This window comes from Rhodohalobacter sulfatireducens (genome assembly GCF_022012475.1).
Classification (GTDB): domain Bacteria; phylum Bacteroidota; class Rhodothermia; order Balneolales; family Balneolaceae; genus Rhodohalobacter; species Rhodohalobacter sulfatireducens.
Map to the genome: position 1 here is coordinate 95,878 of NZ_JAKLWS010000010.1, position 21,418 is coordinate 117,295.

Annotated in this window: 19 protein-coding genes; 12 read left to right on the plus strand and 7 right to left on the minus strand. The window is 41.7% G+C overall.

Going from position 1 to position 21,418, the window contains the following annotated elements; genetic code table 11:
- The first annotated feature begins 186 nt into the window (after positions 1 to 186).
- The 7 genes from L6773_RS09900 to L6773_RS09930 all read left to right on the plus strand — a co-directional run bounded on the left by L6773_RS09900 (position 187) and on the right by L6773_RS09930 (position 8,510).
- Positions 187 to 450, plus strand: a complete 264-nt coding sequence (locus L6773_RS09900) for a hypothetical protein (RefSeq protein ID WP_237853891.1) — start codon at positions 187 to 189, stop codon at positions 448 to 450.
- Positions 440 to 949 (plus strand): acyl-CoA carboxylase biotin carboxyl carrier protein subunit, encoded by a 510-nt coding sequence (locus L6773_RS09905; RefSeq protein WP_237853893.1) that lies wholly within the window; start codon positions 440 to 442, stop codon positions 947 to 949. Before L6773_RS09900 ends, L6773_RS09905 begins: the two co-directional genes overlap by 11 nt.
- Positions 942 to 2,210 (plus strand): UDP-N-acetylglucosamine 1-carboxyvinyltransferase, encoded by a 1,269-nt coding sequence (gene murA / locus L6773_RS09910; RefSeq protein WP_237853901.1) that lies wholly within the window; start codon positions 942 to 944, stop codon positions 2,208 to 2,210. Before L6773_RS09905 ends, murA begins: the two co-directional genes overlap by 8 nt.
- A gap of 518 nt (positions 2,211 to 2,728) precedes the next feature.
- Positions 2,729 to 4,471, plus strand: coding sequence for an Rne/Rng family ribonuclease (locus tag L6773_RS09915; protein ID WP_237853903.1), 1,743 nt, complete (start codon positions 2,729 to 2,731; stop codon positions 4,469 to 4,471).
- Positions 4,472 to 4,504: 33 nt separating this feature from the next.
- Positions 4,505 to 5,059 carry an ATP-dependent protease subunit HslV gene (gene hslV, locus L6773_RS09920; RefSeq protein ID WP_237853905.1) on the plus strand — a complete coding sequence of 185 codons (555 nt, stop codon included), beginning with the start codon at positions 4,505 to 4,507 and terminating at the stop codon, positions 5,057 to 5,059.
- 3 nt (positions 5,060 to 5,062) lie between these two features.
- Positions 5,063 to 6,481 carry an ATP-dependent protease ATPase subunit HslU gene (gene hslU / locus L6773_RS09925; RefSeq protein WP_237853907.1) on the plus strand — a complete coding sequence of 473 codons (1,419 nt, stop codon included), beginning with the start codon at positions 5,063 to 5,065 and terminating at the stop codon, positions 6,479 to 6,481.
- Between the two features lie 142 nt (positions 6,482 to 6,623).
- Entirely contained in the window at positions 6,624 to 8,510 is a 1,887-nt protein-coding gene (locus L6773_RS09930) for a S41 family peptidase (protein WP_237853909.1), read from the plus strand.
- A gap of 52 nt (positions 8,511 to 8,562) precedes the next feature.
- Here L6773_RS09930 and L6773_RS09935 read toward each other — a convergent pair whose 3' ends face one another.
- From L6773_RS09935 to L6773_RS09950, 4 genes are all read right to left on the minus strand, one after another.
- Entirely contained in the window at positions 8,563 to 9,261 is a 699-nt protein-coding gene (locus L6773_RS09935) for an RsmE family RNA methyltransferase (protein WP_237853910.1), read from the minus strand.
- Between the two features lie 9 nt (positions 9,262 to 9,270).
- Entirely contained in the window at positions 9,271 to 9,468 is a 198-nt protein-coding gene (locus tag L6773_RS09940; protein ID WP_237853920.1) for a (2Fe-2S)-binding protein, read from the minus strand.
- Between the two features lie 2 nt (positions 9,469 to 9,470).
- On the minus strand, positions 9,471 to 10,682 hold the full coding sequence (locus tag L6773_RS09945) for a 2'-deoxycytidine 5'-triphosphate deaminase (RefSeq protein ID WP_237853921.1): 1,212 nt from the start codon (positions 10,680 to 10,682) through the stop codon (positions 9,471 to 9,473).
- Positions 10,683 to 10,763: 81 nt separating this feature from the next.
- A complete protein-coding gene (locus L6773_RS09950) occupies positions 10,764 to 12,332 on the minus strand; it encodes a cryptochrome/photolyase family protein (protein ID WP_237853923.1) in 1,569 nt (522 codons plus the stop codon).
- 81 nt (positions 12,333 to 12,413) lie between these two features.
- On the opposite strand from L6773_RS09950, the gene L6773_RS09955 reads away from it, so the two are divergent.
- The 5 genes from L6773_RS09955 to L6773_RS09975 all read left to right on the plus strand — a co-directional run bounded on the left by L6773_RS09955 (position 12,414) and on the right by L6773_RS09975 (position 16,555).
- The gene (locus L6773_RS09955; protein ID WP_369431559.1) at positions 12,414 to 12,887 is read left to right on the plus strand and encodes an SLOG cluster 4 domain-containing protein; all 474 of its coding nucleotides are present in this window, start codon (positions 12,414 to 12,416) and stop codon (positions 12,885 to 12,887) included.
- A gap of 197 nt (positions 12,888 to 13,084) precedes the next feature.
- Positions 13,085 to 13,462, plus strand: a complete 378-nt coding sequence (locus L6773_RS09960; protein WP_237853927.1) for a BlaI/MecI/CopY family transcriptional regulator — start codon at positions 13,085 to 13,087, stop codon at positions 13,460 to 13,462.
- 2 nt (positions 13,463 to 13,464) lie between these two features.
- A complete protein-coding gene (locus L6773_RS09965) occupies positions 13,465 to 15,183 on the plus strand; it encodes a M56 family metallopeptidase (protein WP_237853929.1) in 1,719 nt (572 codons plus the stop codon).
- A 263-nt stretch (positions 15,184 to 15,446) separates the two neighbouring features.
- The gene (locus L6773_RS09970) at positions 15,447 to 15,629 is read left to right on the plus strand and encodes a PspC domain-containing protein (protein ID WP_237853931.1); all 183 of its coding nucleotides are present in this window, start codon (positions 15,447 to 15,449) and stop codon (positions 15,627 to 15,629) included.
- 74 nt (positions 15,630 to 15,703) lie between these two features.
- Positions 15,704 to 16,555, plus strand: a complete 852-nt coding sequence (locus tag L6773_RS09975; protein WP_237853933.1) for a hypothetical protein — start codon at positions 15,704 to 15,706, stop codon at positions 16,553 to 16,555.
- Between the two features lie 123 nt (positions 16,556 to 16,678).
- Here the strand turns inward: L6773_RS09975 and L6773_RS09980 are convergent, their stop codons facing one another.
- The 3 genes from L6773_RS09980 to L6773_RS09990 all read right to left on the minus strand — a co-directional run bounded on the left by L6773_RS09980 (position 16,679) and on the right by L6773_RS09990 (position 21,352).
- On the minus strand, positions 16,679 to 17,530 hold the full coding sequence (locus tag L6773_RS09980; protein WP_237853935.1) for an SDR family oxidoreductase: 852 nt from the start codon (positions 17,528 to 17,530) through the stop codon (positions 16,679 to 16,681).
- Between the two features lie 137 nt (positions 17,531 to 17,667).
- The gene (locus tag L6773_RS09985) at positions 17,668 to 18,873 is read right to left on the minus strand and encodes a thiolase family protein (protein ID WP_237853937.1); all 1,206 of its coding nucleotides are present in this window, start codon (positions 18,871 to 18,873) and stop codon (positions 17,668 to 17,670) included.
- Between the two features lie 118 nt (positions 18,874 to 18,991).
- Entirely contained in the window at positions 18,992 to 21,352 is a 2,361-nt protein-coding gene (locus L6773_RS09990) for a 3-hydroxyacyl-CoA dehydrogenase/enoyl-CoA hydratase family protein (RefSeq protein WP_237853940.1), read from the minus strand.
- Positions 21,353 to 21,418: the final 66 nt, after the last annotated feature.

Here is a 21,418-nt window from a genome sequence, read left to right on the forward strand (position 1 = left end):
CACTCACTGGTTCAAGTTTGTAACTTGGACCCTACGATGCACAAGTTCCAAACTTGCGCTAGTTGTTTGAGTTTAAATTCTAACTCAAAAAACTCATCCGATGACTGTTCCAAAAAATCAGATAAATATTTCTTTTATTTTGATTGTCATTCGTTCTCAGAGCATCTATTTTTAAGTATGGCTAAAATGAAATTAACCAGTTCAGAAAAATCTATCCTTAGAGAGTTGATCTTTCCGGAACCATTCGAGCATATACAAGAAGAAACGGGTTTAGGCTTTGGAACCATCAGAGATGATCTGATTAAACTGATCAATCATGGATTTATTGAAGTCTATGAAAAATACTCCTCTTCCAGTGTATCTCCTTTTTATGATTCCGATAATATCGATCAATTCTCATTTAAGGCAACTAAACGCGGACTAAAAAATATTCAAAATCATGCAATTTGAGAGCGAAATTAACGGAGAGGTATTTGAAGTTGAACTTAATGATCAACTGACCGATGCTGTTGTTGAAGATACAAATGTACCCATCGAAATAATTGTTCAGAAATCCGGACGATTACTATTTCGAACGGGAACTAAACTGTATAAAATCGATAACATTGAAGTGAACGAACGGAATGTATCGTTCTCCATCAACGGCACCTATTTTGAAACGACGGTGAAAGATGAGCAAGAGCTCTTGTTAGAGAAGCTTGGCTTCCATGCAGGAGCAGCTGCATCTGCAGGGAGCTTGAACGCTCCAATGCCGGGCAAAATATTAGAACTACTCATCAAAGACGGTGATGATGTAGAAGAGGGCCAACCGGTACTTATACTCGAAGCGATGAAGATGGAGAACGAATTGAAATCTCCATCCAACGGTGTAGTATCAAAATTGCACATACAACAGGGAGATAACGTAGAAAAAAATCAACTACTTATAGACATAGAACCCAGTGGATAAATTTATTATTGAAGGACCCACACCTCTCAAAGGAAGTATACCCATAAGTGGATCAAAGAATGCGGCCTTACCCCTGATGGCCGCTTCTTTATTAGGCAATTCTCCATCATCAATAGATCTTGTTCCCCGCCTGGAAGATATCTACACATTTAACAATGTGATTAGAGTTACGGGTACGCAGGTAATTTTCGATGAGCAGGAGAATAAGCTGCATATAAACCCGGAAAACCTGGCTCATTTCGAAGCACCGTACGAATTAGTTCGAAAAATGCGGGCTTCTTTTTATATGCTGGGTGCCCTGATCGGACGAGCAGGGGAAGCTAAAGTTTCCCTGCCCGGCGGTTGTGCCTGGGGACCTCGACCGGTTGACCTGCACCTGAAGGGTTTTGAAGCAATGGGAATAAATATAGAACTGCACCAGGGGTATGTTCATGCATCTATTGAAAATAACTCAGTCGAGGGCGGCGAATTTACTCTTGAACCCAGCAGCGTAGGCGCTACCATCAACTTGATACTTGGCGCGGTTCTGAGAGCTAAAAAATTCACAATTAAAAATGCTGCTAAAGAACCTGATGTTGTTCTGCTTTGCAAAATGCTCAAAAAAATGGGCGCCGATATTGAAGGGATTGGTACAAGTACCCTCATTATACAAAAGGTGGATAAACTGGAAGGGATTGAATTTTCAAATGACCCGGACAGAATCGAAACCGGTACCTATATGATTGCCGCTGCCATGCATCCAAACTCAGATATCACTCTCACCGGTTGCAAACCTGAAGATTTGGGCAGATTCCCTCATCACTTCAAAAAACTCGGTGTTCATTTCGATATATCTGGATCAGATATCCGTGTGCAAACCAATGGCGGGATCAACCCGATATCTATCAAAACAAAAATCTACCCCGGCTTTCCAACAGACCTTCAAGCGCAATGGGCAACACTCATGACCCAAGCCCAAGGCACAAGTACTGTAACCGACACTATCTATTTCGACCGCTTTAGCTATGTTCCTGAATTGAAACGGCTTGGGGCCGACCTTTCAGTCGACAAAAATAAAGTTACCATCAACGGACCTACGAAGTTAACAGGCACATCTGTTATGAGTACAGATTTGCGAGCCAGTGTAAGCCTGGTTCTGGCTGCCATGGTTGCAGAAGGTGAATCGGAAATATTGAGAGTCTACCACCTGGACAGAGGATATGAACAGCTTGAAAACAAATTGAATAATGTAGGGGCATCGATCAAGAGAACCGAACAATAAGGTGCATTAAATTAAGATGTTCGTTTGATTAAAGTTACACTCCAATTACGGTGCAGATCTGCAATTAGCGGATAAAATCTCAACTCACGTAGAGAACTGATCTTCTATTTTTCAATCTCTTCCATGATTTGATTACGGCTTGCCATTTTTAATTCATTCAATATTTAATAATTCCGTAACTTTACACTATATTAGAATAGCTGTGAATACTGTGTGGATACAAGCATTTATGATTACTAAGCGAAGCATTATCAAACACTTATACCTTTTTTTAAACCCTTTCTTTTGTACTCTGAGGGCGATCTTTCGCTCAACAGAAACTGCTGATATTTCCAATAATCAAGGCGTTCACACTGCCAATTCATTAGATAACAAGAATTATAACACTGTAGCAGCTCGCACTGCTGTAATGAATGATTATTACTATATGATATTTTATTTCTCTCACAGGATGGAAGCGCTCCTATTAGTTGTGACAGAGAAGCTTGGCGAGTTGCTGATGAAATTCCATTTCTTACATGAAGAATCAAATTATAATCCATTCCTCGGGCAAACAGACCCGGGTGGCCCTGTTAGAAAACGGAGAACTTGCTCAGTTATTCATAGAGTCTGAAGAGAATCAACGTACCGTAGGCGATATTTATATCGCCAGAGTTCATAAAGTGATGAGTGGTATCCGTGCTGCATTTATTGATGTAGGCATGGAAAAAGACGCTTTCCTTCACTTTTCCGATGCAGGGGATCACCTTGGCCAATATATCATGATGCTTAATGGTGAAAATAGCATCTCCAATTCGGCCAAAAAAGAATTAAAGAACTTCAACAAACTCTCCAACAACGACAAGCAGATCCTGGCCGGCAAGCTTTTGAAAAACAACCAAAACTTGCTCGTACAAATTGTTAAGGAACCGATCGGCACAAAAGGCCCAAGGGTATCCACAGATATTACAATAGCAGGACGTTTTTTGGTTCTCATTCCGATGGGAGAGTATATTGCACTTTCTAAAAAAATTAACAACGGAAGAGAGCGGCGACGGCTGAAAAGCATTGTTGGTTCTATGCTTCCAGAAGGGTTTGGAGTGATTGTAAGAACAGTTGCTCAAAAACAGGATAAGGAAGCTATTGAAGACGATATGCGCAACATTCTGAAGAAATGGGAGCGTATTCTCAATAAGCTAGAAGATGCCAAACCACCAACGCTTCTATACAAAGATCTTGACATTACAGAGAGTTTAATCCGCGATCTTTTTGCGAAAGATTACGAGCGGGTTCTTATAGACGACTACCAGCTTTATAAGTCGGTAAAAAGCTATGTTTCACAAATCGCCCCGAAGAAGTTACCTGCCGTTCAACTTTATAAAGGTAAAGATCACATCTTTGATCATACAAATATTGGACACGATGTAAATTCTATTTTCTCTCCCCGTGTACGTATGCCATCCGGTGGTTACCTGATTTTTGAACAAACCGAAGCGATGTATGTGGTGGACGTGAACTCCGGCCCATACGCTGCAAAAGAAAAACAGGAAGACAACTCACTAAAAACGAATCTTGAGGCTGCACGCGAAGTTGCCAAACAGTTGCGCCTGAGGGATATTGGTGGAATTATTGTGGTTGATTTTATTGATCTCCGCGATAACAAAAACCGAAAGAAAATTTATGATGAGCTCAAAAAAGAGTTCAAAAAAGACCAGGCCAAAACCAATGTGATTGGCATGAGTGATTTCGGGTTGGTCCAGATCACACGGCAGAGAATTCGCCCAAGTGTGGTAAACTCAGTTTCCAAAGTTTGCCCTATGTGTGGCGGAACTGGTAGTGTTGTGAGCCAGGATACTATTGTTACAGATATTGAAAGCTGGATCAGCAAATTTAAGTACAGTACGGAGTATCGAGCCGTTGATATCTACGTCAATCCTTACCTGCGATCATTCCTTTGTAAAGGAGTTTTCAGCCAGCGGTGGAGATGGATGCTCAGGTACAAACTTAAAATCAGTTTCATTGCGGATGAAACGATATCGCTTAATGAATTCAAATCAACACTTGCCGGTTCAGACCTGGAAATCACAGACGTAGTTTTACAGGATCAATCCCTTGACGATATTATTGAAGCACACCATCAACAGATGCAGGAAGTTGAGAGTGAAGAGCAAAATACTCTCGACTATTACTCTAAAGACGACCGTAACGGAAACGGAAGTAACAACGGATCAAATAAACGCTCTAACTTGCCTCCCCGACCTAAAAGACAAAGTTACGGGTAAAAAAGAAATTCAAATTACTAGTACCCTTTTATAATGAATCATTTAAAAGATCTCCATGCAACAACAGTTGTTGGAGTGATACACAACGGACGCGTTGCTATTGGCGGCGACGGCCAGGCTACCCTCGATAAAACCGTAATGAAAGCAACGGTAAAAAAAGTCAGGAAACTGCAAAATGGCAAGATCCTTGCTGGGTTTGCAGGATCCACGGCAGATGCATTTACACTCTTTGAAAAGTTTGAGGAAAAACTAAACAGCTACAACGGTCACCTGCAACGTGCCGCTGTAGAACTGGCCAAAGAGTGGCGGAAAGATAAATTTTTGCAGAAACTGGAAGCATTATTGGTTGTTATGGATGAAGAACAATCCCTCCTAATATCAGGTCAGGGTGATGTTATAGAGCCAGACGATCAGATACTTGCGATTGGGAGCGGCGGATCATACGCATTGGCAGCCGCCAGGGCCCTGAAAGAAAATGCACCAGAATTATCTGCAAAAGAGATCGTTGAAAAGTCGTTACACATAGCGGCTGATATATGCATCTACACGAATAATAATTTGACTATTTTAGAAATCGAAGACGAGTAGTTCATGAATATTACACAACAACAAAATTTAACACCCCGACAAATTGTCGAGGAGCTTGATAAGTATGTTATCGGGCAAAAAGAAGCCAAGCGGTCTGTTTCAATTGCACTTAGAAACCGCTGGCGACGACTCAAAGCAGATCCAGAAATTCGGGATGAAATAATCCCAAACAATATTTTAATGATCGGTCCGACCGGTGTTGGTAAAACAGAAATTGCACGCCGGCTTGCCAAACTTGCAGGAGCGCCTTTCATTAAAGTGGAAGCGTCTAAATTTACCGAAGTGGGTTATGTCGGTAGAGATGTAGAATCGATGATTCGCGACCTGACAGACCTTGCCGTGAACATGGTAAAGGAAGAGATGCAGGAACGCGTGAAAGAAAAAGCTGCAGAAATTGTAGAGGAGAAGATACTTGACATCCTCATCCCTCCTGTTAAAGCAAAAAGCAGATCCAACTCCTCATCAAACCAAAAGGAAGTAGGGTTTAATGCAGACGAAGCCTCCAATGCAGAACTCAATGAGCGAACCCGCGAGCGTTTTCGCGAGAAATTGAAAAATGGGGAACTTGAGGATCGAAATATTGAGATTGAAGTTCAGTCCAGTAAAACCCCAATGATGCAGGTTTTTGGCCCCCAGGGAATGGAAGAGATGGGCGTGAATCTACAGGATATGCTTGGAAACCTTCGAGGCGGCGGCAAGAAAACGAAGCGAACTCTGCCTATCCATGAAGCACGAGAGGTATTAATTGACCAGGAATCTGAAAAACTGGTGGATCATGAAGCAGCTGTTCAGGAAGCGATTGAACGTGTTCACAACCAGGGAATTGTTTTTATTGATGAGATTGACAAAGTAGCCAGTGATTCCTCCTCTGGTGGTAAAGGTGGCGGAGGCTCAGCTGATGTGAGCCGGCAGGGTGTTCAAAGAGACCTCCTCCCTATTGTAGAAGGAAGTACCGTGAACACAAAACATGGAATTGTAAAAACCGACCATATACTGTTTATCGGTTCGGGAGCATTTCACGTATCAAAACCGTCTGACTTAATTCCCGAACTGCAGGGTAGATTTCCGATTCGGGTTGAACTGAACTCCCTCACAGAAGAGGATTTCTTTAATATTCTTACTCAACCCAAAAATGCTCTTACAAAGCAGTACCAGGCAATGTTGAAATCTGAAGGAGTAACCGTTGACTTTACAAAAGGAGCCGTTCGCCAAATTGCGAAAATTGCAGCCGAGGTCAACCAGCAAGTTGAAAATATTGGTGCCCGCAGACTACACACCATTTTATCTTCGTTGCTTGAAGAGCTTCTTTTTGCCGTGCCTGATGATATAGGCAGCGGTGAGATCACAATTGATGAATCATATGTACACAAACAGTTAGACGGATTAGTGAAAAACAAAGATCTCAGTCATTATATATTGTAACCAAAACGAATTTTTACACTTTTAAGAAACGTTTTCTCAATTCTTGTGTTAATAATAAATAGAAATGGCAATTAGAAATCCCAATTAGTATAATCTTTGGAACCGGTTTTCCGTTGAAGCAGTAACATTAACTTAAGCTTTTATGTCCGTGAAAAAATTTATCGCCCCGCAACTTGCCGTCTTGCTCATTCTTTCAGCAGTTTGGTTGGCAGGTGTCGACAGTGTTATCGTTAAAAATGATTCTCACCAGGACAACCTCCACAAATATTTACAGGTTCAGAGGCGGGTAGTCGATAACTATTTTGGTGAAACAGATCTTAATAAGCTATACCAAAGCAGCTTGGTAGGAATGGTAAAAGCTATTCAAGATACCACACTCAGTATTGCGGGAACACCTCTTGACACTACGGCTACAACGGATATTGGGAACCTGAGAGATTCCTACAATCATTTTGAGGAAGCTTACTTATATGTTGCAAATAATCATCCCGATGAAAATATGTCTTCGCTTGTTGAAGCTTCTATAAGAGGAATGCTTGGGACTCTGGATCCACACTCGGTTTATATTGAACCAGAGGAGAGTGAACAGATACAGGAACAGTTTGAAGGCAAATTCCAGGGAATAGGAATCCAATTCAACATTATTCAAGACACAATTACGGTTGTGACTCCAATCTCGGGCGGACCGAGTGATCAGTTAGGCATAATGTCCGGAGACCGTATTGTTGCTATTGATGATACAAGTGCCGTTGGTTACAACAACCAGCAAGTTGTAAATCGACTTCGGGGTGAAAAAGGAACAGAGGTAGATGTAACTATTCATCGACCCGGAAATCCAAAAAATATGGACTTTACGATTGTACGTGATGACATTCCACTTACGACGATCGACACAGAATATATGCTGGATGACAAAACCGGATATGTAAAAATAAACCGATTTGCGGCAACTACACACGACGAGTTTATCGAATCTGTGGAGGAACTTAAGGATAAAGGTATGCAACGGATTGTGCTAGATCTCCGTAACAACCCGGGCGGTTACCTGAGCCAGGCGATTGCCATATCGGAAGAGTTTTTCCCCAGAGGCACGAAACTTGTTTCTACAAAGAGCAGGCATAGTCGATTTAACTCTGAGGTTTATTCACGCCGAAATGGAGTTCTGAAAGATATGCCGGTCATTGCCCTGGTGAACGAGGGTTCTGCCTCTGCAAGTGAGATTGTAAGCGGTGCCATTCAAGACCAGGACCGCGGTTTAATTGTAGGACAGCGTACCTTTGGAAAAGGCTTAGTTCAGCAACAGTATGAATTGGTGGATAATAGTAATATTCGTGTAACGATCTCACGATACTACACTCCCTCCGGCCGGTTGATTCAAAAACCATTTGATAATGGTGCTGAAGAATATGTTTATGAAATAAGCCACCGTGCTGAAAACCCAACAATGGATGCCGTTCAATTTAAAGAGCAGGTACCGGATTCACTGCACTACAAAACTAAAAATGGACGAGATATATTTGGTGGTGGAGGAATTGTTCCCGATATCATCGTTCAGAGTGACAGTGTATCCTATCTTTATGGCTTTATGCTAAGTAACCGGGTTGATTTTAATTTCGTGCGAGACTACCTCGATAAAAATGGTGATGACTTCCGCGCTAAATGGGAAGACAATTATGATGGCTTCAGAGAAAACTTCACCTGGAATGAGCAAGCAGAAGACGATTTTCTACAGATGATGAAGGATGAAGGCATGGTTCTCACTGCAGAATCTGAAGAGATTTCTGTTGAAGGAGATACACTTCAAATTTCAGTTGATGAGTTTAACGAACTGAAACCAAACGCACTTGCACGCATGAAAGCTGAACTGGCAAGACAAGTATGGGGAATGGAAAACTTTTACCCGGTTATTAACGATCATTTCAATGCCGAGTTAAGAGAAGCAATGACCCTTTGGGATGCTGCCGAAAACCTCGAAACCTTAGTTCAGATTACAACCGGCAGTACAAGCTCCAACCTCAATCAGAATTAGATTTTTCCGCTAACTTGATTGAACTAGAAAGGCTCGATTTTTCGGGCCTTTTTTATTGCAGGCGGACAAATCGATCTACCATCACAATAGCGGCAGTTTCAGCTCTAAGACGATGGCCTCCAAGAGAGTAAAACGTAGGATTAAAATTCTTTAAATACTCTCTCTCACTTGAAGAAAAGCCTCCCTCTGGTCCTACCATCAAAAAGAGTTCACTGGGTTGACCCTTTTTATCCCGGTCAGATTTCGCTACCGTTTCATCCGCGAGAATAAACTTAGTATTTTCTGCGTGTTTTGAAACTGCATCGGATATATTTTTCTCAACGAACACCTCGGGCAAGAAAAATCTCAGTGACTGTTTCATTGCAGAAACAACTGTGCTTTCCAATCGATCTTCCCTCACTCTTCCCTTTTGGCTGTGTTCACCTTCAAACAGTACGATTTTCGATACACCCAACTCCACTGCTTTTTCCACCGCAAACTCTAATCGATCTCTCTTTTTTATGATTCCCATGCATAGCGTGATTTTCGGGTTTGTTTCAGTATGTCTCTCAGAGTTTACAATCTCCAGGTATACACTTTTCTTTTTTACATTGATAATTTTACAATCATATTCATTCCCTAATCCATCCGTAACGATTACCTGATCGCCTTCAGAGTACCTGAGAACTTTTGAGATGTGTATCGCCTCCTGGCCATCAATTACAATACTTTTCCCCTGTACATCACCCGGTTTTACATAAAAAAGATTCATCTCATCCTCTTATTTGAATCTTTTTGACTGAAAAACTGTCTCTCCGGTTTTAAGCATCTCACGTATGTAAGGATCACATAACTTGCAGTTGGTGCTGCAAATATTTTCCGCTCGAAGTTCATCAATCGATGAGAATTTACGAGCCTCGACAATTTTCTTAATTTGAGAAAAACTAATGTTGTGACAAATACATCGATCAACCTTCATCCTTATTTTTGTTTGAAATGCTTACCGAGTTTTAATCCCTGCCCCTGGTAATTACTTTTGATATCGGTTCCGTAAATATATTCAGGGATCTCAGTATTGGGTTCAAACTTCATGCTGCAGAACGTCTGACCATGTTCAATCAGAAAGGGCACATCGTGTGAGCGAACTTCCAAAACTGCTCGCGCCCCTTTATCACTGACGGATCCGCCAAAACCACTGTCAAAAAAACCGGCGTAATGTGTTCGCAACTCGCCAGAACCGGTGTCATATGCTATCATTTCAGCAGCCAGGTGTTTGGGAATTCGACATCTCTCCCTGGAAGCGAAAATGTAAAATGCTTCCGGCTCCAAAATCAGATGTTCATCATCCCGTGCCAGTATCGGCTCCCAGAAATCTGCAATTTCGTAGTGATTGATGTTATCCAGGTCAATCAGGTCTCGATGCTTTTTGGCCTTGTAGCCAAGGATATCATCCTCATCAGCCCGAAGATTTACACTCATAAAAAGGCCATTATTCACCTTGATTGCCGACAGCGGAAGAGGATCTCCGTCACCATCAAACAGAAGGGTATCACTCCCGTGAATTCGCAGTATATCCTGGTCGCTGAGAACCGTATGTCCGTGGCGAACCCGCAGTTGATTGAGCCTGTGCCCTGTTCTCACTTTGATCGGAAAAGATTTTGGAACAACTTCCAGATATAACTTTCCGTGATACCCCGGTTCAATCTCTTCAAAACGGTGGGACCGATCTGTAATCACGCGTGTAAAGATATCTAAACGGCCGGTCGTACTTTTGGGATTTGCTTTGGCAGTTAAATTCTCTTCCGAGTAAAGACGCAGTTCATCAGCTCCATTACCGTTAAAAAGATTCTTTTGCATAGAGTAGTGCGAATGTGGCAAGCGAACTTCCTCCAACAGGGGGATGATGTACACACAATTCGGTTCCAGAACAGCACCATCCTCAATTGAAAATGAATACTGGTGCAGCTTTTTGATCTTCTGATCCACCGTTTCATTTTCCGGCAAAAAACTGCTTCGCACACGGTGGGCTTTCGTTCCTAATCTCAGATCAATGGAGTTGGGTTGAAACTGATTCTCCTCAATAGGAAATCCATCTACTCCGGAGATGATACCTGCATTAACGAGGATTTTTAATTTCTGAACAGGCAAAATGCCCTTGGTCCTTAAAGTAACTTCGCGTATCGATTCACTCATGTTTATTCGTTTTTTTCTGCTTTGCGAAGTTAACAATTTATGAGCTGTTTTAAAGCCCCGATCTGACTTTTCAGTAATAAATCAAGACTCTCTATCCAGATCTGCTAAAAATCGTTCGGTTGATTCCCTGATCGCCTCTTTTTCCTGGTCTGATTTTCGGTTGTCAAACATATTTACCATAAAATTAACGCGACCGCTGTCATTAAATGTATCTCGTTGTTTATCTACAAAATTCCAGTATAGGTAGTTAAAGGGACAAGCATTCTCCCCGGTTTTTTTCGTGACACTGTATTCACAATGTTTGCAGTAATCACTCATTTTATTGATATAATTCCCGCTCGAAACATACGGTTTCGAAGCTAAAACTCCACCGTCCGCAAACGTACTCATACCCAGTACATTCGGTAACTCTACCCATTCATATGCATCTATATAGGCAAACCAAAACCATCTGTTCAGCTCGCGCGGATCCGTCTCAGTCAGATTACTGAAGTTACTCAGGATCATTAACCGCTGAATGTGATGCGAATATCCCTCCTCAATGACCGGCTTCACACTTTCTTCCATGCACTTTAATTTGGTTTTGCCGGTCCAAAACATTGAAGGTAGTTTGTTTGTAAATCCAAAATGATTGGCATCGCGAACATCAGGCATCATCGCTTCATAATAGATCCGAATAAACTCCCGCCAGCCGATAATCTGTCGAATAAACCCTTCCACGGAGTTTAACCTTGCATTACCCTTATGATAGGCTTCAAGTGCTCTCTCACAAACCTCAGCAGGCAATAACAAGCCGTTGTTGAGGTAAAGTGATAACTGAGAATGAAACAGTTTATGGTTCCCGGTTTTCAATGCATCTTCATAAGGGCCAAATTTATCCAAACGATTTTCGATAAAATCATCCAGTAAAGTGCATGCCTGATCACGAGTTACAGCATATTCAAATCTATTCAACTCACCGAAATGATCAGTAAACGTTTCATCTATCAATTGCATCACTTCTTTGGTGATTTCATCCGGCTCAAACAGAGGGAATTCAGGTAACGGATGATTCTTCGGAAGCGACTCTCGATTATCCTCATCATAATTCCACTCTCCACCTTCCGGGTCATCGCCGTCCATCAGGTAACCGGTTTGTTTCCTGATTTCGCGGTAAAAATATTCCATCCGGTAATTCGGTCCGATCTTATCTTTCCATTGATCAACATCTGCCAGGAAAAAGGAGTTGGGGATCTCCTGTACCTGATTCTCAAAATTTGATTTGACTGATCGAAGCCGTTCTCTTGTTTCCCACTCTGATGGAGTCATAAATGTCAATTGTCCATCAAATCCATCGAGGATTGCACTCAACCCATCATCGTAGTGACCTTCTGTGGAGTGATAGAGAACATTAAAACCGGATTCGGTACATTCTATGGCAAAGTGCCTCATACTGCTCAAGACATATGTCAATTTTTGTTTGTGATACGGCAGGCTCTCCCCTTTTTCCTTACTCTCTATGAAAATCAGCAGAGGTTTTTCTTTCTTGATCCAATCCGGCCAGGCTTCCAAATTCAATTGATCGTGGAGAATAAAAATAGCTTTATCAAAAGAATTCAGATTCGGTTTATGAATCGTCTGATCAATCTGTTTTAAGTAAGGTCTGGACATTTTTTCTTTCTTTTTAGCATCTTAATACAAATCAAACAAAACACGTTCCAGCATGATTGAAAATATAAACCAATTATCGGAGTGATGGGACCCGGAAATCCCAAAGATTCAGAAATATTGAAACACGCTGAAGAAATCGGAATGCAAATCGCGAGTAGAAAGTGGGTGTTACTCACGGGCGGACGAAAAGCAGGTGTGATGGATGCCGCATCCAAAGGAGCTTCCGAAGCCGGCGGTGAAGTGATTGGAATTCTGCCGGGTGATTCACATCGAGGCATGTCAGATTTTGTATCGATTCCAATTGTGACTGGTGTCGGTAGTGCCAGGAATTATATTAATATTTTATCATCAGATATAGTGATTGTTTGCGGAATGGGTTTGGGCACCTCATCGGAGGCAGCACTAGCCATGAAACATGGAAAACCTACCCTATTCACAAAAGTTGGAAAGTCTCAACTTGATTTTTTTCAATCGCTCACCAATAAAAAGATACTTTTCTTTGATGAATCTGATGCTTTGTTTGAGTTTATAGAGAAGAATTTAATCAAAGACTAAATATTGTATTTTTTAGCACCGATGAGAAACATGGTATTTTTCGAGCCATTTAATATGTAAGCATCTATATAAAAGTCATTGTCTCACTCACAACTTCTACTCAATTCTAAAAAATACCATGTTTTAAGAACTCATAATTTGACTTTAATCTTAAATACTATTTTATTAGTACTAATCAAATAATAGAATGAATGACTATGAGAAAACCACTTGATCCACTTGGCGAAACTGAAATGGAAATCCTGAATATTGTTTGGGATTTAGGCGAAGCATCCGTCGCGGATGTGCGGGAAAGAATCCTGAAATATCGTAAGGTTGCTTACACCACGGTGATGACTATTATGAAAAATCTTGCCGACAAAGATTATTTAAAATACAGAAAAGACGGGTTGAGTTACATCTATAGTGCAGCCGTTAATCCCGACCAGGTTCGCTACAGTCTTATTGACCGATTGGTAGATAAAGTATTCAAGGGATCACCGACAGATCTTGTACAAACGCTGGTAAAAAATGAGAATTTATCCGAAGAAGAGAGGAGAGAAATCAAAAATTTGATTGACAAACTTGAGGATTAAAAATGGAGACTTTTATTCAAGAGATCGCATTTATTGGTGAACAAATCGTACAATTTTCATGGCTTCCGCTTTTAATTTGGACGATCTTTAGCACTATTGTTTGGGTGGTACTTCGATTTGCTCCGGCAATTCATTCACAATATCAATATCACGGCCGTCTTGCACTTTTGTTTGCATTGCCGCTTGGTTTTGTAACTCTCGGTTTCATAGAATTCGCTAGTGGGCTATTTTTTACATCCACATCTACGTCAGGACTTACATTAATTTCTGTATCAGCGCCATTTCAATTGACTGTAACAGCGGCGAGCGCCAACGCAGTATCCACACTGGAAATATTATATGCGGTATCATTTCTATTTTTGTTGATCGGGCTTATTCTTTTTGTAATCCGGAATTCTTTACAGTGGTTTCAGCTTCGTCAGCTCCAGACAAATTGTGAGTTTTCTCCCATCCTAAAAGTTTCGGGACTGGATAATGAAACTCATAGTCTGATTCAGACAACGAATAGAACCGTTCAAATTACATTTCTTGATAAAGAAGTAATACCTGTCACATTCGGCGTGCGTAAGCCGGTGATAGTACTGCCGGACTCGATCAAAAAAGATTCAGAAAAGTTAAACTTGGTTCTACAACATGAACTCACCCATATCATCCAAAAAGATTTTCTATCAAACATCGCTATAGTTCTGACTCAAATAGTTTTTTGGTTCCATCCCTTGGTGCATGTTTTAAAACGGGAACTTATTGATTATCGCGAAATTCGGTGCGACAGTATAGTGCTTTCCAACCCATCCATTTCGAGAAAGAAATATGCCACCCTCCTGCTGGAACTATTGCCGATGCCGAATATCAACAAAGAACTTTCTGTAAATATGGCTCAGGAATCATCCAACCTAAAAAAGAGGATACAAATGATTACCCAACAATCAACTAATCGACCGATTCCAAAGCGGTCGAGCGCAGCCATATTTGCATTCATCATTCTTTGCACGGCCATTGCCATGTCTTGTACGGATATGCAGACTCAGGGAGAGGAACCATCATCTGCATCTATTCAAGCTGAATCTCAAGAAGGAGATTATTATGAAGTTGTTGAACAGATGCCTGAACTTATTGGTGGGTTGGAAAGCCTTCAAGACAAAATATCTTATCCTGAATTAGCAAAAAAAGCTGGTGTTCAGGGTCGGGTTTACATTCGCTTCATTGTGAATAAAAATGGCGATGTTGAAAACGCAGAAGTCATACGAGGGATTGGTAGCGGTGCAGATGAAGAGGCTCTGAGAGTTGTAAATGAAGCTAAGTTTACACCAGGTATGCAAGATGGTAATCCTGTTCGAGTACAATATGCTATTCCTGTTTTTTTCAGATTAGGAACCGATTCTGAAAACATCTCTTCAAAATCTGGTAAAGTTCACACTACAGCGGATGAAATGCCTAAGCTTAAAGGTGGTCTTGAACAGGTGATGAGGAATATCAGATACCCGGAAATGGCAAAAGAAGCGGGTATTGAAGGAACGGTTTATATCCAATTTGTAGTAAACGAAAATGGAAATGTAGAAGATGCTACAGTTATCCGTGGTATTGGCGGTGGTGCTGATGAAGAAGCGCTGAGAGTAGTGAGAGAAGCTATATTTGAACCTGGTTATCAAGACGGAAAACCCATACGGGTTCAATATTCAATCCCTATTCAGTTTAAATTATCTCAGGATACAGACCAATAATATAGTTTACATTACAACCGAAAGCTGAGCCATAGCTTTACGGAATCCGGCGGAATTCACGAAAGTGGATTTCGCCTTTTTTTGTTTACTTCATTCTGAATTTATTTCAGAATCTCCAGAAGATCAGAAAGTTCGGAGATCCTGAATCAAGTTCAGGATGACACTTCTCCTGTCTCACGAAAATCTATTGTTCTTTTTGAAACTTTGAAGTTATGTTGCCGTACGTACAAGAAATGCATTTAAAACTTCGAAGGAATTTGCTCATGCCAGCTAAGCTCAGAAAATCACGAACAGACAAGATGATCGCCGGTGTCTGCGGCGGATTCGGTGAATATCTCGGTTGGGATCCTACCATCATACGTATCATCTTTCTTATTCTAATGTTCTCATCATTCGGTGCGATGGTACTTATTTATTTTATTCTTGCACTCATCATGCCCGAATAATTTTCTATTTACAATTTGGAATAATGGTTGCTCCTCTCCATTTTCCCTGAAACGGCATTTAACAATTTCAGCCTATGAAAATTGCCATTGTGGGTGAGCGTGAGCGTGCAACTGCGTGGGAAAAGCATCTGCGTAAGTTAACGACTGTCAAAGAGGTGACTATAACCACATCCCTGTCCGACAGTGCAGGATTGGATGCTGTGTTACTGATTGACGATACTAAAGACAATTTACATCGACTTCTTAACTCAGTAAAAGCAGGTAATCATACCTACCTGATATCCAAACTTCCTACCGATAAAGCACTCCTTGAAAAATTGTATCACGTCTCTGAAGAGGCACATGTAAACGTTCAATTTTCTCACTGGCCGTCCATGTCTGAATCTATGAATTGGATTCATAAGGAGATCCCCAAGCCTGAGCTTATCCAGATCAAAAAGGAATCTGTTCCTTTGAACAATCGGGTTTTGAGCCCGGATGATTTTCATCACAATTGGGTGGATGAACTTGCACTCATCATTAAATGGATGGGAGGAAATATTCACCGGTATGAAGTAAAACCTGTCATTGTTGATTCTAACTATCTGGGATTGACTATTACTCTGAGATTTGAAAATGCATCACTGGCCTCCATGCAGTTTTTGGCAACCGCAGAGAGTGAAATTCATCAAAGAATCTTTTCCAATCGTACTTTGATGGCAAATTGCGATGTGACAAAACAAAAAGTAAAATTGTACAGGGGGAATAACGGTGACAGATTAACCATCCAGGAAAAGAAATTTGATCCCTCAGATACAGCTGAATGGTCAATTATGCAGTTCATCAAGTCGATTCAACTGGAGCAGGAAACAGTTTTTTCTCCCTACCAGGCTCTCCGAACAGCAAATGCATTAGATCAGATTAAGTCATTGATGGAGAAGGATTGACCGAGCGACCTTGAAGATTTTCTTCGCGCTTTTCGAAGAATCCTTCAAGAATCGCGCTAGGACTGTGTGCATCGAACTCTGCGATCCCGACGCTTCGGGAGGACTCTCGCAGGTTCTCGGATCTTAACTCATCTTCTTCATCATTTTGAAAATGGCTTTGAGTTTACCTCTGCTCATCATCGAATCCACAAAATTAAATTGCCCTCCTGAGAGTTTTTCGCCGCCATCGATAGTAACCGTTTCTCCTGTTATATATGGAGCCATATCGCTCATCAAAAAAGCGGCAAGATTGGCAAGCTCTTCATGGTTCCCATAACGACCGGCAGGTATTTTCTCCAAATATTTTTTCTCTACTTTTTTTGTCGGAAAGAGTCGTGTCCACGCTCCTTCAGTCGGAAACGGCCCCGGAGCAATGGCATTCACTCTGATGTTGTATTCAGCCCATTCAAAAGCGAGTGACCGGGTCATTGCTAAAACCCCGGCTTTTCCGCATGCAGACGGTAAAACAAATGCAGATCCGGCATCCTCTGCATAAGTCGTAACTATGTTCAGGATATTCCCTTCTTTCTTATTGTCAATTAAATAATTCCCGAAGTGGTGTGTACAGTTGAAACTCCCGTGAAGAACAATATCGACCACTGTTTTGAAGCCGTTCGGCGTCAAATCTTCTGAAGCACTGAGAAAATTCCCGGCGGCATTATTTACCAAGCCAGTAATCCCTTTAAATTCATTGATAATCTCTTCAAACATCTTTCCTACAGCTTCATAGTCCCGAACATCCGTTACATAGTATTGAACCTCCGTTCCGAATTCTGATAACTCCTCAACAGCATTTTGAAGCTTCTTTTCCGTCCGGCCGCAAATCGCAATATCTGATCCTAATTCAGCGAACTTCTTTCCCATAGAGAGACCGAGTCCGCTTCCGCCGCCTGTAATAAGTATCGTATTTCCTTTGAGAGTGTCTTCTTTGAACATGTTCTTTTAGTTGTTAGCAGATAGTAGGTGGTAGATAGTATAAAATCTAAATGGAAAACGGGATTGCGCAAGCATCATGCTTGTGCCCTTTAATTTCCGGAGCACGAGCGAGGCACTCGCGGCACTCCATCTTTCATCTAATAATTCAAATTTTCAAAAATTCCGGCAGCTCCCATTCCTCCGCCAACGCACATGGTAACCATGCCGAAACGTTTGTTGAGGCGTTTTAAGTCGTAAAGAATCTGAGTGGTTAATTTTGCTCCGGTACAACCCAAAGGATGTCCCATCGCGATCGCTCCTCCATTGATATTCACTTTTTCGGGGTCTAACCCTGTTTCCCGAATCACAGCAATCGATTGTGCCGCAAAAGCCTCATTCAATTCAATGAGATCTATGTCGTCCAGTTTTATGTCTGTTTGCTTCAAAACTTTCGGAATCGCCTCAACCGGGCCAATTCCCATAATTTCAGGAGCAACTCCGGCAACTGAAAAACCATGATATTTAGCGATTGGTTCAAGTCCCAGTTCCTCTGCTTTTTGGAGAGTCATCACCATCACACCTGCTGCAGCATCATTCATTTGAGAGGAATTCCCGGGAGTTACAGTCCCACCTTTTTTGAACACCGGTCGTAACCCGCTCAGTGCTTCTAAAGAAGTATCGGGCCTTGGCCCTTCATCTTTTTGAAAATTGAAAATAGATTTATCCATTTCGCCATCAGCAGTCACAAATTTGTGTGTGACTTCAATCGGTGTGATTTGGTCATCGAAATAACCATTTTCCCAAGCTTTCACACATTTTTGATGGCTCTTTAGTGCAAATTCATCCTGATCCTCACGACTTACACTATACTTCTCAGCAACATTTTCTGCCGTCAACCCCATACTTATATAGATCTCCGGCCGATCTTCAGCAAGTTCAGGATTGGGTTGAAAGGACAATCCCCCCATCGGTACTAAACTCATCGACTCTACCCCACCGGCAATAATCATATCTGCCCCGCCAGCCATGATTCGTTCAGCTGCCATGGCAATCGTTTGAAGTCCTGACGAACAAAACCGATTCACGGTCATCCCGGGGACCGAATTCGGAAGTCCACCCAGAATTGCACATTGACGGGCAATATTCAGCCCTTGCGATGCTTCCGGGAAGGCACAACCAACAATCACATCATCAATCATATCGGGTTCAACACCTTTTGAATTCTTCAGTAAATCTTTGATCACTTCACCCATCAACGTATCCGGACGAGTAAATCGAAGTGAACCCTTGTTCGCTTTCCCGCAAGCGGTTCTTTTGGCTGCTACGATTACAACTTCGGTCTCGAGTTTTGAGTTCTGAGTCATTGAATTCTGAGTTTAATTTCTACTTTTTTAATTTTTTGCATATGATGTGTTTGTGAGCTGTAAAATTCTGAGCATCAATATGAGTCGCACTCAAAACTCAGAACTCATCAACTCACAACTAGTTCCTTAATGGTTTCCCCGTCTTCAGCATGTGCTCCATTCGCTTGTGGGTTCGCTTATCCCGGAAGCATTCCAGAATCGCTTCACGTTCAAGTTTCAAAATGGCTGATTCAGGTACCTCCTGAGACTCACTGATATCTCCACCGGTCAATACCGTTGCCACTTTTCGGGTGAGCACTTTATCATAATCACTTGCATAATTTCCTTCACTCATGATATACAACATGATATTTAATGCACTAAACCCTGTTTTTCCGGTAAGTTTGATTTTCGGTTCAGCCGGCGGACGATATCCCTGGTCTGATAAAATTCTTGCATGATCCCTGGCCGTATTCAGAATCAAATCCCGATTCATTACAATCACATCTGAGGGTCGCAGGTACCCCAGCTCTATTGCCTTATGAGCACTGTCGGATACTTTGGCCAAACCTATAGTTTTGAATGCGTGTTTTAAATATGGTAATGGATCAGCATCTTCAGACACTTGAACCTTCTCCATCGCCCGCAATAAGAGCTCTTTTGTGCCACCACCGGCGGGTATCAATCCTACTCCAAGCTCAACAAGTCCGGCATACAATTCATGATGAGCCACTACTTTATCGCAATGCATCATAAATTCAACTCCACCACCAAAGGTTCGGCCGGAAACGGCAGCTACCACCGGAAAGGGTTGATATCTGAGTCCGACTGCCACTCGCTGAAAATTCTCCACCGCCTCTTTCACTCTGGAAAATTCTCCCTCTTTCAATGCATGGCCCGCTTCAGCTAAATTCGCCCCATAACTAAAATTCTCATGATCATGCCCGATAACCAGTCCGTCAAATTTCTCTTTAACAATTTCACACGCTTCCTCAACGGATTGGACCAGTTCAAATCCAAGTGTTTGCTGCTTGGTTCTGAACTCAAAAAGTGCGATTCCATCACCCATATCATACAAACCGGCACTCTTATTTCCCCAAACCTCTTGATCCTGATTCTTCAGAATATTTACCGTAATGGCATTGTTCGCCGGTGGCGGGATCGATTCAGCTTCTCCTGAAACCAGGTTATAAACTGTACCATCTACATAAAATGAATCGCGGCCACTGTCTAACATCTCTTTCACTGAATCAGGTACTTCTCTTCCTTCCGAGGCCATTCTTTTAACAGACTCTCGAATTCCAATTGCATCCCAACGCTGAAAGGGACCCAATTCCCAGTTAAAACCCCATTGCATCGCTCTGTCAATAGATTCAACCGAATCTGTTATTTCCGAAATACGATTAGCTGAATAGAGAAGCAAGTCACAGTGAATCTCCCAAAGGAATTTTCCAACTTCATCATCCTGATTGACTAAATATTTGAGCCGCTCTTCAGGTGTTTTAAACTTCTTCTTTGCCTCCTTAACTGAATCAAAATGAACCTCTTTCTGAGGTTCATATTCTAAATTATCCGAGTTGATGACATGATACTCTTTTCCATCATCGGTCTGCACTTTTTTGTAAAAACCATGACCCGTTTTATTGCCATGAGCTCCCTCGTCGACCATTTTTTTAAAGGAATCAGGTAATTCAAAGATCTCTCTTCGTTCATCATCAGGAACAGCGGGAAGCAGATTTTCAGCCACATGATTTAACACATCCAGCCCTGCCATATCTGCCGTTCTAAACGTTGCGGCTTTAGAATACCCGGTTAGAGTACCTGTTAGTTCATCAATCTCTTCAATTCGAAATTTTCCGTCAAAGAACCATGGCATGATGGAAGCCATCGAAAAGACACCAATTCGGTTTGCTATAAAATTTGGTGTGTCGTTGCATTGAACAATACCTTTGCCCAAAATCTTCTCACAGAAACCGGTCATGTACTCCACAACTTCTTCTGAGGTATCTTGGGTAGGGATAATCTCCAGAAGTTTCATGTACCGAGGAGGATTAAAGAAGTGAGTTCCCAAGAAATGACTCCTAAATTCTTCCGAACAATCTTCCCCAATCTCTGAAATGGGCAACCCTGATGTGTTGGAGCTTATAATCGTCCCCGGTTTTCGAACCTTTTCAATTTTAGACATCATCTCTTTTTTGATGTCCATTCGCTCTATAATCACCTCACAAACCCAGTCAGAATTTGAAATCCAATCCAGGTGATCCTCAAAATTTCCGGGGGTAATTCTGTCTGCCCAATCAGAAATTGTCAGCGGAGCAGGATTCATTTTTTGAAGTTTCTGAATCGCCTCCTCTGCAATTTTATTGGGTCGATCTTCATCATCGGATTTCAAATCTAACAATTTCACCTTTAGTCCGGCATTGATACAATGAGCCGCAATTTGGCTTCCCATCACTCCGGCTCCAAGAATTACTACATTTTGGATGTTGAATTTCTGCATTTGTACTCTTTAAATTTCAAATTTGTGGAGAATTCTCCTCCTTCTTAAGGAGGGGATTTAGGGGTG

What these genes read in the sequence shown, in the direction of transcription:
- L6773_RS09900 (WP_237853891.1), top strand. Translation starts at nt 187, where the DNA reads ATGAAATTAACCAGTTCAGAAAAATCTATCCTTAGAGAGTTGATCTTT.
- L6773_RS09905 (WP_237853893.1), top strand. Translation starts at nt 440, where the DNA reads ATGCAATTTGAGAGCGAAATTAACGGAGAGGTATTTGAAGTTGAACTT.
- L6773_RS09915 (WP_237853903.1), top strand. Translation starts at nt 2,729, where the DNA reads ATGAAGAATCAAATTATAATCCATTCCTCGGGCAAACAGACCCGGGTG.
- hslV (WP_237853905.1), top strand. Translation starts at nt 4,505, where the DNA reads ATGAATCATTTAAAAGATCTCCATGCAACAACAGTTGTTGGAGTGATA.
- hslU (WP_237853907.1), top strand. Translation starts at nt 5,063, where the DNA reads ATGAATATTACACAACAACAAAATTTAACACCCCGACAAATTGTCGAG.
- L6773_RS09930 (WP_237853909.1), top strand. Translation starts at nt 6,624, where the DNA reads ATGTCCGTGAAAAAATTTATCGCCCCGCAACTTGCCGTCTTGCTCATT.
- L6773_RS09935 (WP_237853910.1), bottom strand. Translation starts at nt 9,261, where the DNA reads ATGAATCTTTTTTATGTAAAACCGGGTGATGTACAGGGGAAAAGTATT.
- L6773_RS09940 (WP_237853920.1), bottom strand. Translation starts at nt 9,468, where the DNA reads ATGAAGGTTGATCGATGTATTTGTCACAACATTAGTTTTTCTCAAATT.
- L6773_RS09945 (WP_237853921.1), bottom strand. Translation starts at nt 10,682, where the DNA reads ATGAGTGAATCGATACGCGAAGTTACTTTAAGGACCAAGGGCATTTTG.
- L6773_RS09950 (WP_237853923.1), bottom strand. Translation starts at nt 12,332, where the DNA reads ATGTCCAGACCTTACTTAAAACAGATTGATCAGACGATTCATAAACCG.
- L6773_RS09960 (WP_237853927.1), top strand. Translation starts at nt 13,085, where the DNA reads ATGAGAAAACCACTTGATCCACTTGGCGAAACTGAAATGGAAATCCTG.
- L6773_RS09965 (WP_237853929.1), top strand. Translation starts at nt 13,465, where the DNA reads ATGGAGACTTTTATTCAAGAGATCGCATTTATTGGTGAACAAATCGTA.
- L6773_RS09970 (WP_237853931.1), top strand. Translation starts at nt 15,447, where the DNA reads ATGCCAGCTAAGCTCAGAAAATCACGAACAGACAAGATGATCGCCGGT.
- L6773_RS09975 (WP_237853933.1), top strand. Translation starts at nt 15,704, where the DNA reads ATGAAAATTGCCATTGTGGGTGAGCGTGAGCGTGCAACTGCGTGGGAA.
- L6773_RS09980 (WP_237853935.1), bottom strand. Translation starts at nt 17,530, where the DNA reads ATGTTCAAAGAAGACACTCTCAAAGGAAATACGATACTTATTACAGGC.
- L6773_RS09985 (WP_237853937.1), bottom strand. Translation starts at nt 18,873, where the DNA reads ATGACTCAGAACTCAAAACTCGAGACCGAAGTTGTAATCGTAGCAGCC.
- L6773_RS09990 (WP_237853940.1), bottom strand. Translation starts at nt 21,352, where the DNA reads ATGCAGAAATTCAACATCCAAAATGTAGTAATTCTTGGAGCCGGAGTG.